This window comes from Macrococcoides bohemicum (assembly GCF_003259675.1).
GTDB lineage: Bacteria > Bacillota > Bacilli > Staphylococcales > Staphylococcaceae > Macrococcoides > Macrococcoides bohemicum.
On the sequence record NZ_PZJG01000001.1, the window covers coordinates 129,282 to 144,803 of the forward strand.

Genomic DNA, 15,522 nt, shown 5'->3' on the forward strand with positions numbered 1-15,522 from the left:
GAAAAAATAATTTTAAGAAAGGTAGATGATTCTATGAAAATGCCAAAACTCGTATGGCTACTTGTCATCGGAATGGCAGTAAACGTAACAGGTGCCAGTTTAGTGTGGCCGCTTAATACCATCTATTTACATAATGAACTTGGGAAAAGTTTAAGTTTAGCAGGATTAGTATTAATGCTTAATTCAGGTGCTTCTGTGCTTGGCAACTTGTTAGGTGGGTCAATGTTCGATAAATACGGTGGATACCGTTCGATACTTATTGGTATCGTTATTTCCATGCTTAGTTTAATCGGTATTTTATTCTTACATGGGTGGCCATGGTATGCCGTGTGGCTCGTCATTTTAGGTTTTGGGTCAGGTATCGTATTTCCTTCTATTTATGCGATGGCTGGTACAGCATGGCCACAAGGAGGACGTAAAACATTTAATGCCATCTATTTATCCCAAAATATAGGGGTGGCATTAGGGGCAGCACTTGGTGGCTTTATTGCTGAACTAAGCTTCGATTATATTTTTATGCTAAATCTATTGTTGTATGTCGTATTTTTCTTTATCGCATTCTTTGGGTACCGAACAGCTGGTGTTGTCCAAACGGGTGGTAATGTAATGAAAGATGTCAGCAATATTAAAGATAAGGATCGCTTTACAGCACTCATACTCATTTGTGTTACATATTGTGTATGCTGGATTGGCTATGTACAATGGCAGTCTACGATTTCAAGTTATACGCAAGACCTTGGCATATCACTTAAACAATATAGTTTGTTATGGGCCATCAATGGCGTATTAATCATAGCAGGTCAGCCACTGATTAAACCGGTGATTAATTTTATGAGTGAAAAGATAAAGATGCAGATAGCAACAGGTTTGATTATTTTTATTATTTCATATATCGTAACGAGTTTTGCACAGGATTTCTCTATGTTTATTATTGGAATGGTTATATTGACAATCGGAGAAATGTTTGTCTGGCCAGCAGTTCCTACCATTGCCAATGATCTGGCACCACAAGGGAGAACTGGTGTATATCAAGGGATTGTTAATTCCACAGCAACATTAGGTAGAGCGATAGGACCAGTTTTAGGTGGCGTTATCGTTGATCTTTACAATATGCATATGATGTTCTATACGATGATCGGATTTGTCTTAATCGGATTTATATTCCTGTCAATATTCGATAAAAATATAAAACAGACTACATGAACGATGAAGTTTTAATTTTACACTAAAAATTTAAAATATTTGCATAATTCAAATTAATTGATTGAGATGTATTTTATTTTTAGTAAAAAGACTTGAAAAAGATTTAAAGCTACTTTATAGTATATGTATCTAGAGTAGTAATAAGCGAACATTTTTTTAGAAAACCAGTGGTTGATGTGAACTGGTATTTGTTACTTATGAACTTGCTAGTGTTGAATTGTATATATAAAGCTGCACTTTAAAGTGAATTGCGGGTGGTACCGCGGTTGTCATAGATGACAGTCGTCCCTTTTATTGAGGGATGACTGTCTTTTTTAATTAAAAGGAGGAATAAGTATGAGTTATCAGCATGAAACGATAGAAAAGAAATGGCAAAAATACTGGCAGGAAAATAAAACTTTTAAAACTTTAGAAACATCGGACAAACCGAAATTTTACGCATTAGATATGTTCCCTTATCCATCAGGAGCTGGACTTCACGTAGGTCATCCAGAAGGTTATACAGCAACAGATATCGTGTCGAGATTCAAACGTATGCAAGGCTACAATGTATTGCATCCAATGGGATGGGACGCATTTGGATTACCTGCTGAGCAATATGCGATTGATACAGGTAATGATCCTGCTGAATTTACAAAGAAAAATATCGAAACATTTAAACGTCAAATTCAGGAATTAGGTTTCAGTTATGACTGGGATCGTGAAGTAAATACGACAGATCCTGAGTATTATAAATGGACGCAGTGGATCTTTATCCAGCTGTATAAAAAAGGATTAGCTTATGTCGATGAAGTTGCTGTGAACTGGTGTCCTGCATTAGGAACAGTACTTTCTAATGAAGAAGTGATTGATGGTGTGTCGGAACGCGGTGGACATCCTGTTATCCGTAAACCGATGCGTCAATGGGTACTTAAGATTACTGAATATGCAGATCGTTTACTAGAAGATTTAGACATTCTTGATTGGCCGGAATCTTTAAAAGATATGCAACGAAACTGGATTGGTAAATCTGAAGGTGCAGAAGTTGAATTTAAAGTAGACGGGAAAGATGCTTCATTTAAAGTGTTTACGACACGTCCAGATACTATTTTTGGTGCAACTTATGCTGTATTATCACCAGAACACACACTTGTAGAATCAATCACTACTGATGAACAACGCGTGGCGATTCAGGCATATCAGGAGCAGGCAAGCCGTAAATCGGATTTAGAACGAACAGACTTAGCGAAAGATAAGACTGGTGTATTTACAGGAGGCTATGCGATTAATCCATTTACGAATGAACCGATGCCGATCTGGATATCTGATTACGTATTAGCATCATACGGAACAGGTGCGATTATGGCAGTACCCGCACACGATGAACGAGACTATGAATTTGCGAAACAATTCGGATTAACAATTAAACCGGTACTTGAAGGTGGAGATATCGACAAAGAAGCATTCACTGGTGACGGTGTACATATCAATTCTGGTGAATTAGATGGCTTAAATAAAGAAGAAGCTATCACTCGTGTGATAGAAATGCTCGAAGAAAAACAAATCGGTGAGAAGAAAGTTTCTTATAAATTACGTGACTGGTTATTCTCACGTCAACGTTACTGGGGTGAGCCGATTCCAGTAATCATCTGGGAAGATGGTTCTATGACGACTGTGCCAGAAGATGAGTTACCGTTAATGTTACCGAAGACAGATAAGATTATGCCATCAGGTACAGGTGAATCTCCGCTTGCAAATATTGATGAATTTATTAATGTGGTAGATCCTGTAACAGGCATGAAAGGTCGACGCGAAACAAATACGATGCCGCAATGGGCAGGCTCTTGCTGGTACTACTTACGTTACATCGATCCACATAACAGTGAAGCGTTAGCTGACCCTGAAAAATTAAAATACTGGTTACCAGTTGATTTATATATTGGTGGGGCAGAGCATGCTGTACTTCACTTATTATATGCGCGCTTCTGGCATAAAGTGTTATATGACTTAGGCGTAGTCCCAACGAAAGAACCATTCCAGAAGTTATTTAACCAAGGGATGATTCTAGGTGAGGGTAACGAAAAAATGAGTAAATCTAAAGGAAACGTCGTAAACCCTGATGATGTTGTTGAAAGTCACGGTGCAGATACATTAAGACTTTACGAAATGTTTATGGGACCACTTGATGCATCAATAGCATGGAGTACGAATGGATTAGACGGTGCTCGCCGATTCTTAGACCGTGTATATCGTGCGTTTATTACCGAAGAGGGTACTTTAGCTGCTAAAGTTGTAGATACTGCAACACCAGCATTAGAAAAAGTTTATCACCAAACAGTGAAGAAAGTAACGGATGATTATAATACTTTAGGATTTAATACAGCAATTTCTCAAATGATGGTATTTATCAATGAAGTTAATAAACAAGATGCTGTAAGTCGTGAATACGTTGAAGGATTTGTAAAGCTATTATCACCAATTGCTCCGCATATTGCAGAAGAAATCTGGTCAATTTTAGGTCACGATGGAACAATTACGTATGAAGCTTGGCCAACGTATGATGACAGTAAACTTGTCGACGACGAAGTAGAAATTGTTATCCAGGTAAACGGTAAAGTGAAACTTAAAGCGAAAGTTGCAAAAGATACTGACAAAGAAGCATTAGAAGCATTTGCACTTGAGCAGGATGCTATAAAAACACAAATTGAAGGTAAGACGATTCGCAAAGTTATCGCAGTACCAAATAAATTAGTCAATATTGTGGCAAACTAGGAGTTATAATGAATATTTCAACTGAAGCATTTGTAGCAAAGATTAAAGCAACTGAAGCGATGAACATTATTGATGTGCGCGAACAATTCGAAGTAGAGCAAGGTATGATCAAAGGTGCGATGCATATCCCGATGAATGATATTCCTGAAGCGATGGAGAATTTAGATCGTGACAAAGAATATTACATCGTTTGTGCACATGCAGTAAGAAGTGCGAATGTTACTCAATATTTATTAGCAAATGACTATAAAGCTGTGAATGTAGAAGGTGGCATGGCAGTTATTGAACCAATGTTAAGTGAATAAATGTGTGGCAGGCATTTCCGGATACCTGGATTATCCGGCAAAGATGAAGTTAAATTTGATGGTTATGTAGCCAACATTTCCGGATACTTGGAGTATCCGGCAAAGATGAAGTTAAATTTGATGGTTATGTGGCTAACATTTCCGGATACTCTAAGTATCCGGCATTGTTTCATTATATTTAGTTTTATCTGCAGCTCATTCCGGCAACATAACCAGTGACAAGTGCACTCGTTATATTATAGCCTCCCGTATAGCCATGTATGTCTAACACTTCACCACAAAAATACAGATTATCATGTATTTTCGACTGCATCGTTGCTGGTACGATTTCTTTTATGGTTACACCACCACCGGTAACAAATGCTTTATCAATCGATAATGTACCGTTAACAGTAAAGGTAAATCCTTTTAACAGCGCTATAAATGTCTTAAGACTGTCTTTTTTTATATGATGACCATTTTCATCAAGATTAATTTCTGCACGTTCCAGTAGAAAATGCAAATAACGCTCCTGCACCAATCCCTTTAAACTATTCTTAAGCGCTTTATCTTTATTATCATTGATAATTTTTTCGATATGCTGTGTAAGTTGACCGATAGTCATGTCTGGAAAAACATCAATCATCATCGGTATCTCTTGTTTCTTCTGACTTTTTTGCTCGTGATAGATAAATTGTGAACAGCGCAGTGCTGCTGGTCCTGAAATTCCGAAATGCGTAAATAACATATCCATTTGATGGGTAATGCGTGGTTTACCATTTTTACGCAGTACACTTAACCCGACATTTTGCAGACTAAGTCCTTGTAGTATCTTTGATTTTATAAATGATTCACTTGAAGTAATCGGTACTTCGGTAGGAAATAGCTCGGTAATCGTATGTCCTGCTTGCTGTGCAAATACGTATCCATCACCTGTTGAACCGGTATGCGGTACAGATTTGCCACCTGTTGCTATAATTACATTTTCTGAATAAACAGGTATGTTATCTGATAGCATCACACCTTTAATCTTACCTTCTTCTGTTATTAATGATTCAACTTTAGTCGTTGTTCTCACTTCAACCTTATTGTTAATAAGTTGTTGTTTAAGTACATTAACGACATCTTTTGCGTTATTGGATACAGGGAACATACGACCATGATCTTCTTCTTTTAACGCGACACCAAGATTTTCGAAATATTCGATGATGGCATAATTATCGAACGTATTAAATGCACTATATAAAAACTTACCGTTACCAGGCAGATGTTTAATCAGTTCTTCATGAGTGACGTTATTTGTAACATTACAACGTCCACCACCGGATATTTGTAATTTACGACCTAGCTGATCTTTTTTATCGATAAGTAAGACTTTGTTATTGTTTTCGCTCGCACTGATTGCAGCCATCAATCCACTAGGGCCACCACCTATGACAATTGTCTGATACATATTTGATACCTCCATTTTCAATTATTATACATTTTATTTATAGTAAAATATATGAATTCAGTAGTTAAAAATTTATAATGGTGGTATGATAATCTACATTGAAAATGGGTTTAATCATTTATGAAGTTTTTATTTTAAAAAAAGATAGGGATGAAGTTATGTCACAGAAAGATTCACTTGTCAGAAGTACTTTCTTATTAACGGCAAGTATTTTTATTACAAAAATTTTAGGGATACTTTATATTATTCCGTTCTATGCCATTATCGGTGGTGAAGAAAATTTAGCACCTTATAATATGGCATATCCACCATATGTAGTTATGCTTACTGTTGCTGCAGGTGGTATACCTTTAGCGGTAGCTAAATATGTTTCGAAGTATAATGCGATTGGTGCCTATAAAGTCAGCTATAAACTGTATAAGTCATCATTGTTAGTAATGGGTATCACCGGTTTCCTGGGCTTTGTTATTCTTTACTTTTTAAGTCCGATGATTGCTGAGGCATCATTAGCTGGTTCTGAAGGTAAATGGACTGTTGAAGATATTACTGAGATTATTCGCATCATCTCATTTGCAGTGTTATTTATTCCATTCTTAGCGACATGGCGCGGGATATTTCAAGGTTATGATTCAATGGGGCCAACGGCAGTGTCACAAGTTATTGAACAGATTGCACGTATACTATTTCTACTTGGCGGGACGTATCTGGTCCTTAACATTATGAATAAATCAATGTTACTGGCCAATGAGATTGCTGTATTTGCAGCAGCAATCGGAGCAGTTGCTGCAATTCTAACACTCTGGTATTACTGGAGAAGACGTAAGCCATTTATCGATAAGATGGTTGCGTCTGATGATTCCAATACTGATGTAAGTTACGGAAGTATGTATAAAGAAATATTAAAGTATAGTATTCCTTTTGTTATCGTTAGTTTATGTGTGCCGCTTTATACAACGATTGATCAGTTTACACATAACTATGCATTAGGTTTAGCAGGTGTGCCCGGAAAAATGAATGATATGCTCCTTACAATATTAAATACGACATCTAATAAACTTGTTATGATTCCAACATCACTTGCAGGAGGATTTGCAATCAGTCTTGTACCATCAATTACAAGAACACATGCTTCAGGTAAGATTAAAGAAATGCATCATCAGATTAAAACAACATTTGGTTTACTGATGTTCCTTACAGTGCCAGCTTCACTTGGTATTATGGTATTAGCTGCGCCACTTTATACGGTTTTCTATAGCTATAATCCAATTGCGAATAATATTTTATTTTATTATGCACCTGTAGGAATTTTACTTGCACTTGTTTCTGTAACTGCAGCAATAATGCAGGGTATTGATAAACAAAATTTAACGGTTTATATCGTACTTGCTGCTTTACTTGTTAAATTAGTGATTAATATCCCATTAATTATGGCATTCCATACAGTAGGAGCAGTCCTTGCGACCGCGATTGCTATGACATTTAATATTGTTTGTAACCTATATGTGATTAAGAAATATGCCAGATTTCAGTATCGAACGACTGCCCGTCAAATGTTGATGATTACGTTATACAGCTTAATTATGGTACTAGTTGTACAAATCGTTTATGTTATTTTAATGCAGTTCCTTGCAGTATCAAATAAACTTGATGCACTTATCATTTTAGTCATTGGAGCAGTAGTCGGTGCATTAGTTTATGCTTCATTATCGATGAAATCTCGTTTAGCTGATGAATTCTTCGGCTCACGTATCCAATCTTTAAGAAATAGGTTGACGCGATGAGACTTGATAAATTTTTAAGCAACCATGGTATAGGTTCACGGAAAGTTGTTAAAGCGTTACTCAAGAAAAAAGTGATTACGGTTAACGAGGAAGTTATCACGAAATCAGATGTTAAGATTAATCCAAAAAAAGATATAGTAAAGGTTCAAGGTGAGACGATTCACTTTGAACCCTTTATCTATCTTATGCTTAATAAACCAGCTGGCGTAGTTTCAAGTACACATGATAAAGATAAGACTGTCATTGACCTTATTACAGGGCTGGATCATTATGACTTGCATCCGGTTGGTAGACTGGATAAAGATACAGAAGGATTGCTCATCATAACCAATGATGGTCAATTCTCACATGATGTTCTGAGTCCGAAGAAACATGTGAATAAAACCTATTATGCTAAAATTGACGGCATTGTCACTGAACAGACGGTGGAACAATTTGCTCAAGGCATAACTTTAGATGATGGCTATCATACAATGCCTGGTGATTTAACTTGTCTATCAGTTGATCCGGAAAAAGGTACAAGTGAAATAGAGCTTGTAATTCAGGAAGGTAAGTTCCATCAAGTGAAAAGAATGTTTGAAGCAGTAAGCATGAAAGTAACTTATCTTAAACGTATTAAGATGGGTGATTTATCTTTAGACAATCGTTTAAACCCTGGTGAATATAAGAAATTAATGCAGAATGAACTTAATTTAGTAAGAAAATAATTTTAAATGTTTAGACCTTTACACCATGGGTATAATTACAGTACAAATCAAAAGAAGAGGTGTTTAACATGGCTAACAACAATCAAACAGGTTTATTAAAAGCAGCATTAGTTATTGGTGGTACTGCAGTAGCAGCATTCCTTTCAAAAAAAGAAAACAGAGATAAAGTATTAGATGAATACAACAAAGCAAAACAAGATCCTAAAGGTTATGCAGATGGCGCTAAAGGTAAAGCTGCTAACTTACAGCAAGTTGCTAAAGAAGAAATCAACAAAGCGAAAGAAAATCCAAATGCTTATAAAGCAAACTTAACTTCAAAAGTTGAAGAAAAAGTGGCTCCATTAAAAGAAAAAGCAGCACCATTAGCTGATAAATTAAATAAAAAAGACGTTTCTGTTGAAGAAGAAAAACAAAACTTCGACGATGAAGGTGGAGCAAACAATATCCACGTTGTAACAGATAAAGAAGTTGCAGAAAAAAATCCTAATGCAGTTTCTAAAGAAGAATTAAAATAATTATGCTTTATCAAAGTCAGCGTATGCTGGCTTTTTTATTTTGATAAATTTTACGATTATTATTTTGAATTCCTTTATGTATCATGTAATATAGGAGTATACAAGCAATAGGAGGAATCATTATGTGGAGAGAAAAAGTTGCACAATATGAAGATAGAATTATCGAAGACCTTACAGGTTTATTAAATATAGAAAGTGTACGTGATGACAGTTTAGCTGATAGTGAAAACCCAGTTGGACCAGGTCCACGTAAGGCTTTAGATTTTATGTATGATATAGCACAACGTGATGGATACGAGACGGTTGATATTGATCATATCGCTGGACGTATCGAAGCAGGGAAAGGTGATGATATTTTCGGGATATTATGTCACGTTGACGTAGTACCTGCAGGAAGTGGCTGGGATACAAATCCCTTCGAAGCTGTTGTAACTGAAGATAAAATCATTGCACGTGGTACTTTAGATGACAAAGGACCAACAATTGCTGCATACTACGCAATAAAAATTTTAGACGACATGAAAGTAGACTGGAAGAAACGCATCCACATTATTATTGGTACAGATGAAGAATCAGGATGGAAATGTACAGACCGTTATTTTGAAACTGAACCGATGCCGGATTCAGGGATTGCACCGGATGCTGATTTCCCATTAATTCACGGTGAAAAAGGTATCACAACATTTGATATTATTCAAAACAGTGATGAGGAAAGCGAAACAGCACCAGAAGTGGAATTAAAAGCATTTAAAGCTGGCGAAAGATACAATATGGTCCCGGATTTTGCAGAAGCAAAAATCGAAGTTAAAGAAAAGATGGATGCTGTTATTCAAGCTTTCGAAGGATATTTATTAAACAACAAATTAACTGGGAAACAATTTGTAGAGAATGGTCAGATTTCACTTCAAATTGAAGGTAAGTCAGTGCATGGTATGGAACCGTTTAAAGGTGTGAACGCTGGTCTATATCTTGTTAATTTCTTAAATACGTTAGATTTGGATAAGAAAGCAAAGTCATTCGTTAATTTTGGTGATACATATTTATTTGACTCTCACTTTGGTGAGAAGCTAGGTATGACTTATGAAACTGAAGAAATGGGTCAGTTAACTACAAACTACGGTGTGATTAGTTATACTGACGTTGATGGCGGACATTACGGTGTAAACTTACGTTATCCAAACGGTTTTGATTTTGACACTGAAATTAAGAAATTTGAAGAACAGATTGCTAAAGATGGCTTTGAAATTGAAGTTGAAACGCACCAGGTTCCTCACTATGTCGATAAAAATGATCCATTCGTTCAAAAGTTATTAACAGCTTACCGTAACCAAACAGGGGATATGACTGAACCGTATACTATCGGTGGTGGTACGTATGCCCGTAACTTAGAAAAGGGTGTAGCATTTGGTGCGATGTTTAAGGATTCAGAAGATTTAATGCACCAAAAAAATGAATATATCAGCAAGAAACAATTATTTGATGCGACATCAATTTATTTAGAAGCAATTCACTCTTTGTGTGTAGAAGGTGAGTAAAATGGTAGTTTTTATTAACGGGAGTTATGTGTCTGATGACACGAAAATAAGTTATAACGATCGTGGCATCCAGTTTGGTGATGGTGTATATGAAGTCGTGCGAGTATACCACGGTACTTTATTTACAGCCACTGAACATTTCGAAAGACTCATGCGTAGTGCAAATGAAATAGAAATTACAAGTCCCTATACAGTTGATGAATATATCGAAATTTGTAATCAGCTTATTACTGAAAAAGAAATTGATAACGGTACAATTTATATTCAGTTAACACGAGGAGATGCAGTTAGAAATCATTGGTATCCAACAGATACTCAACCGAATATATTGTTATATACAAATACTGCAGAACGACCGATGCAGGATCTTCAGCAAGGTGTGAAAGCAATTACAACTGAAGATATACGCTGGTTACGCTGTGATATTAAAAGTTTGAATCTGCTTGGTAACATTATGAATAAACAAAAAGCGGTAACCAATGGTGCAAAAGAGGCGATTCAAATACGTAACGGTATTGTTACAGAAGGCGCATCAAGTAATATATTCATCGTTAAGGATGATAAAATCATTACGCACCCTGCAAATAATTTCATCCTAAACGGTATTACACGTCGTGTCATTAAACAAATTGCAGATGCTGAAGGTATTGCTTTTGAAGAGTTTACATTTGATGAGAAAGCATTAAAAGATGCGGATGAAGTCTTCTTAACGAGTACGACACAGGAAGTGATGCCGATTACTGAGATAGATGGTGAAAATGTTAATCAAGGTCAGGTTGGTTCGATTACGAAGCAGCTGCAAAGCAAGTTTGATGAGCATATTATCACGAATCACGCCTAAATGGCATCATATTACACATTGAATTACATTTGAACATATATTCAGTGCGCTTAAAAAAGTTTGACTTGAATATTTTTATAAAAGGTTATAAAATTTAAATAAGTCGTTAAAACGTTCGAACTAAAAATAAGGCAAGAGATTATTTCTCATTGCCTTTTCTTTTTTCTACTGTGGGAGGTGAACATGTTGGAACATTTCTATCAGCTTGGTTGGACATTAGATTCCGCTGGTGGCGCTTCTGGAGAGGCATATATGGCAGAGCAGGATGGTCGCAAATTATTTCTTAAACGAAATTCTTCGCCATTCTTAGCAGCGTTATCTGCTGAGGGTATCGTACCTAAGCTCGTATGGACCAAACGTATTGAAACGGGTGAGGTAGTTACCGCTCAACATTGGAAGAACGGAAGATCATTGACACACGAAGAAATGGGTTCCAAGCGTGTTGCGAAACTCCTCAGAAAAATTCATCGTTCTAAACCTTTACTTAACATGTTAAAACGTTTAGAAATGAAACCGATGCATCCTCACATATTACTTAAGAAAATTAATAGTTCTCTTTCACGCAATGTATTAGCGCATCATACGGTTAGAAAAGCTTTAATTTACTTAGAAGAACATATGCCTAATTTAGATAGTCAGTTTTATACTGTCTGTCATGGCGATGTGAATCATAATAACTGGTTACTTTCAGATCAGGATGAACTGTTTATTGTTGACTGGGAAGGTGCGATGATTGCAGATCCTGCGATTGATATCGGTATGATTTTATATACGTATAGTAAAGAAGTTGACTGGGAAGCGTGGCTTGCTGATTACGGTATTAACTATACAATCGATTTAGAGAAACGTATGAAATGGTATACGATTATACAGGCGATTGCGATGGTACAGTGGTATGAGGAGAAGAGTCGTTACCACGATATGAACGAATGGTTGAAGTTTTTAGATGAAGTTTTAACACAGAATAGATTTATTTAAAGGAGCAACATACATGAGAATGCGTAATAAACCGTGGGCAGAGGATTATCTGCTTGAACATCGTGATATTGTAAGTATCGACTTGTCACAAAAAGACAATATCACATCATGGTTTGAAAAAGTTCAGCCGATTCATATAGAAGTCGGAAGCGGTATGGGTAGATTTATTACTGAGATGGCTAAAGCAAATCCAGCAATCAATTATATCGGTATTGAACGTGATAAGAATGTAATGATTCGTATTGTAGAAAAAGCGATAGAGCAGGATATTAAAAACTTAAGATTATTGACGGTTGATGCTGAGAAGCTGACTGAAATATTTAATCCTGGAGAAATTGACCGCATCTATTTAAACTTTTCGGATCCATGGCCGAAGACACGACATGCCAAACGTCGTTTAACGCATGCTAATTTCTTATCTGTCTATAAGACTATCCTGAAAGATGAGGGAGAAATTCACTTCAAGACAGATAATCAAGGACTGTTTGAATTTTCGATTGAAAGTATGAGTCAGTTTGGGATGAAACTTAAAAATATCAATTTAAATCTGCATGACAATGAACCTGCTGATAATATTAAGACAGAGTATGAAGAGAAATTTTCTGCTAAAGGCTTTAGAATCAACCGACTTGAAGCAAGTTTTAAATAACATTTGAAGAATTATTAAATGGTGAGACATTATAAGTGTCTCATCTTTTTTTTATGCTTTATTTAGTGTAGACTAGATATATTGAGAGAATTTTCTGAACTGGAGGAAACTATGTATAACTTTAATGAAAATGTTAACCGTTTAAATACAAATGCAGTTCAAACTGAAATGATTCCATTAATCTATCAGCGTAGAGATTTAATGCCATTCTGGATAGCAGATATGGATATTAAAACGCCGGAAAAGATAACAAAGTCTATCGCTAATCGTCTGGAACACGGAATTTTCGGATACACGAGCTGGAAGAATGATGCTTTCTATACGCCGGTTAAACAATGGTATAGTAACCGATTTAATACAAACATTCTTAAACAAGACCTCTTCTATTCACCATCAGTGCTTTTTACTGTGACAGAAGCAATACGTATCCTGACTAATGAAGGTGAAGGTGTTATCCTTAATACGCCTTCCTATAACAACTTTATCAATCTGATTAACGGTAATAAACGTATGATCGTAGAAAGTGAACTTTACTTTGATGGCTACGAATACACGATGGACTTTGTACATTTTGAATATCTTTGTCAGATGCCTCAAAATAAAGTGTTCTTATTATGCAATCCACATAACCCAACAGGTAAAGTGTTTTCTGAGCAGGAACTTTTAAAGATTATTGAAATCTGTAAGAAATATAATGTGTATATCATTGCTGATGAAATTCATATGGATTTTGTGCGTCGTGGTCAACATGAAACACTTGCAAAATACATGCAGGATTATGAGCAGATGTTAGTGACGACATGTTTAGGTAAGACATTTAATGTTTCTGGTATTCCGCATGCATACTTTATAACAAAAGATAAATATATGCGTGAGACAATTAATACGAAAGTGATGTCTGTCTATGGTTTAGCCGCAGTAAATTTAGTAGCACTTACTGTAATCCAGACCGCTTACTTAGATTGTGGCGATTGGGTAGATGCGCTTAATCAGCATATCGATAATAATATGACACTCGTAGAAGACTACATTGCAGATCATCTGTCTGATTGTCTATTTTTCCAGAAGCCGGATGCTACATTTTTAGCCTGGATTGATTTCGAGAAGAGTGGATTTAGTGAAATGGAAGTACAGGATGCCTTACAGCATGTCGGTAAGATTGCGACGGGTATCGGTAATACTTACGAACTATCTACAAGTACACATTTTAGATTTAATGTAGCGTGTAGTGAAGATAAATTATTAGAAGGCCTTGACCGCATAAAAAAATCATTCGATTACTTAAAAACAACAAAAGAAAAAGAAGCACAATAAATTTTGTGCCTCAAATACATAACAGATTTTAAAATTAGATTATATTTCTATAGTGTCGATGAGTTCACCGGTATAAGCATCGACAGTAAATTCGTAATCTTTATCCTGCGTATTAATGATACCGCGATAAATGTGAGAGATCTGACCAAACTTTTCTTGTTTTTCTGGTTCATATACGATAGCTGAACCTGTGACGTGATCGAAATTTGTCAGCACTTGTTGTAGCAGAGTTTCAGGGTGCTGCATCGTCATATGATGACGTAGTTGATAAGCGATAATACCAGTGACTACAATAACGGGAATGATGATTTGATATTTTTTCATAGTTAAAAGTCCTCTCATCAATAAATTTGAATGCATTGCGTATAACTTTTAGGTTAACGATTTGATTATATTCTACCATAAGGAGCAAAAAAACATGACAGAACAACTATTAGATACGATAAAAACATTAACTGAACTACATGGTGCCCCAGGACACGAACGTCTCGTACGTGATTATCTGATAAAAAGACTATCGCCACTAGCGGACGAAGTATTACAAGATGGTTTAGGTGGCGTCTTCTTCGTAAAGAAATCAAAACAGGACAATGCTAAACGCATCATGATTGCGGCACATATGGATGAAGTTGGATTCATGGTAACAGATATTACAGAAAAAGGATTACTTAAATTCACAGAAATCGGTGGGTGGCCAGCTGATGTCCTGCAAGCCCAAAAAATGAAAGTATTAACGCGTGACAGCAAAGAATATAGTGGTGTAATTGGCAGTGTGCCAGCACATTTTAGAACAGGTAAGGAAGCAACACCGCAAATTAAAGATATGCTGCTTGATGTGGGAGCTGAAAGTAAAGAACAGGTATTAGCAATGGGCATCCAAATCGGTGATTCAATCGTTCCGGCAGTTGATTTTGAACAATTGACTGAGAACAGATTCCTATGTAAGGCATGGGACAATCGTTATGGATGCACAATCATCGTTGACTTATTTGAACAACTGAAAGATACAGATTTACCATTTGATCTATATGTTGGTGCTAACGTGCAGGAAGAGGTTGGACTGCGTGGTGCAGGGCCATCTGCAAATATGATCAAACCCGACTTAGCATTTGTCGTTGATTGTTCACCAGCAAATGATACTGCAGGAAGTAATGCGAATGGTAAACTAGGTGAAGGAACACTTGTTAGAATAATTGATAGAACGATGATTTTGAAGCCGTCATTTAAACAATGGCTGGAAGAAATCTATGAAACAAATGATATTAAACATCAGTTTTATACTTCGCCAGGTGGTACGGATGGTGGCGTTATCCACACAGCATTACATGGTATACCGACAGCAGTAATCGGTGTGCCAGCACGTTATATTCATTCAAATCACACGATTTTTGATATTCGCGACTATTATGCAGCTCGTAATGGACTGCTTGCATTACTTAAAGATGTCAATGATAAAAAAATTGAATATTTAAAGATGAATTAATAGTTTGCTTTTTATAGAGATGAAGCGA

The 15,522-nt window shown here is 36.2% G+C and carries 14 protein-coding genes; 12 read left to right on the forward strand and 2 right to left on the reverse strand.

Going from position 1 to position 15,522, the window contains the following annotated elements; genetic code table 11:
• Positions 1 to 33: 33 nt before the first annotated feature.
• The 3 genes from BHX94_RS01420 (at position 34) to BHX94_RS01430 (ending at position 4,259) form a co-directional block, all read left to right on the forward strand.
• Positions 34 to 1,203 (forward strand): MDR family MFS transporter, encoded by a 1,170-nt coding sequence (locus tag BHX94_RS01420; protein WP_096076103.1) that lies wholly within the window; start codon positions 34 to 36, stop codon positions 1,201 to 1,203.
• Positions 1,204 to 1,539: 336 nt separating this feature from the next.
• Positions 1,540 to 3,954, forward strand: a complete 2,415-nt coding sequence (gene leuS / locus BHX94_RS01425; RefSeq protein ID WP_111744610.1) for a leucine--tRNA ligase — start codon at positions 1,540 to 1,542, stop codon at positions 3,952 to 3,954.
• Between the two features lie 8 nt (positions 3,955 to 3,962).
• A complete protein-coding gene (locus BHX94_RS01430) occupies positions 3,963 to 4,259 on the forward strand; it encodes a rhodanese-like domain-containing protein (RefSeq protein WP_111744611.1) in 297 nt (98 codons plus the stop codon).
• Between the two features lie 184 nt (positions 4,260 to 4,443).
• Here the strand turns inward: BHX94_RS01430 and BHX94_RS01435 are convergent, their stop codons facing one another.
• Positions 4,444 to 5,691 (reverse strand): BaiN/RdsA family NAD(P)/FAD-dependent oxidoreductase, encoded by a 1,248-nt coding sequence (locus BHX94_RS01435; RefSeq protein WP_096076106.1) that lies wholly within the window; start codon positions 5,689 to 5,691, stop codon positions 4,444 to 4,446.
• A gap of 158 nt (positions 5,692 to 5,849) precedes the next feature.
• Between BHX94_RS01435 and BHX94_RS01440 the strand changes: the two genes are divergently transcribed.
• The 8 genes from BHX94_RS01440 to BHX94_RS01475 all read left to right on the forward strand — a co-directional run bounded on the left by BHX94_RS01440 (position 5,850) and on the right by BHX94_RS01475 (position 14,011).
• Positions 5,850 to 7,472 carry a putative polysaccharide biosynthesis protein gene (locus BHX94_RS01440; RefSeq protein WP_111745073.1) on the forward strand — a complete coding sequence of 541 codons (1,623 nt, stop codon included), beginning with the start codon at positions 5,850 to 5,852 and terminating at the stop codon, positions 7,470 to 7,472.
• The gene (locus tag BHX94_RS01445) at positions 7,469 to 8,179 is read left to right on the forward strand and encodes a pseudouridine synthase (RefSeq protein ID WP_111744612.1); all 711 of its coding nucleotides are present in this window, start codon (positions 7,469 to 7,471) and stop codon (positions 8,177 to 8,179) included. Before BHX94_RS01440 ends, BHX94_RS01445 begins: the two co-directional genes overlap by 4 nt.
• A gap of 68 nt (positions 8,180 to 8,247) precedes the next feature.
• Entirely contained in the window at positions 8,248 to 8,694 is a 447-nt protein-coding gene (locus tag BHX94_RS01450; protein WP_111744613.1) for a YtxH domain-containing protein, read from the forward strand.
• Positions 8,695 to 8,816: 122 nt separating this feature from the next.
• Entirely contained in the window at positions 8,817 to 10,229 is a 1,413-nt protein-coding gene (gene pepV, locus BHX94_RS01455; RefSeq protein ID WP_111744614.1) for a dipeptidase PepV, read from the forward strand.
• A 1-nt stretch (position 10,230) separates the two neighbouring features.
• Positions 10,231 to 11,070 (forward strand): D-amino-acid transaminase, encoded by an 840-nt coding sequence (gene dat / locus BHX94_RS01460; RefSeq protein WP_111744615.1) that lies wholly within the window; start codon positions 10,231 to 10,233, stop codon positions 11,068 to 11,070.
• A gap of 186 nt (positions 11,071 to 11,256) precedes the next feature.
• Positions 11,257 to 12,048 (forward strand): phosphotransferase family protein, encoded by a 792-nt coding sequence (locus BHX94_RS01465; RefSeq protein WP_096078068.1) that lies wholly within the window; start codon positions 11,257 to 11,259, stop codon positions 12,046 to 12,048.
• Between the two features lie 13 nt (positions 12,049 to 12,061).
• On the forward strand, positions 12,062 to 12,697 hold the full coding sequence (gene trmB, locus BHX94_RS01470) for a tRNA (guanosine(46)-N7)-methyltransferase TrmB (RefSeq protein ID WP_111744616.1): 636 nt from the start codon (positions 12,062 to 12,064) through the stop codon (positions 12,695 to 12,697).
• A gap of 111 nt (positions 12,698 to 12,808) precedes the next feature.
• Positions 12,809 to 14,011: a MalY/PatB family protein gene (locus BHX94_RS01475; protein WP_111744617.1), complete on the forward strand. Its 1,203-nt coding sequence runs from the start codon at positions 12,809 to 12,811 to the stop codon at positions 14,009 to 14,011.
• Between the two features lie 39 nt (positions 14,012 to 14,050).
• Here the strand turns inward: BHX94_RS01475 and BHX94_RS01480 are convergent, their stop codons facing one another.
• Positions 14,051 to 14,335, reverse strand: a complete 285-nt coding sequence (locus BHX94_RS01480) for a hypothetical protein (protein WP_096076113.1) — start codon at positions 14,333 to 14,335, stop codon at positions 14,051 to 14,053.
• Between the two features lie 94 nt (positions 14,336 to 14,429).
• Here BHX94_RS01480 and BHX94_RS01485 point away from each other — a divergent pair, with 94 nt between their 5' ends.
• Positions 14,430 to 15,494: a M42 family metallopeptidase gene (locus tag BHX94_RS01485; RefSeq protein ID WP_096076114.1), complete on the forward strand. Its 1,065-nt coding sequence runs from the start codon at positions 14,430 to 14,432 to the stop codon at positions 15,492 to 15,494.
• Positions 15,495 to 15,522: the final 28 nt, after the last annotated feature.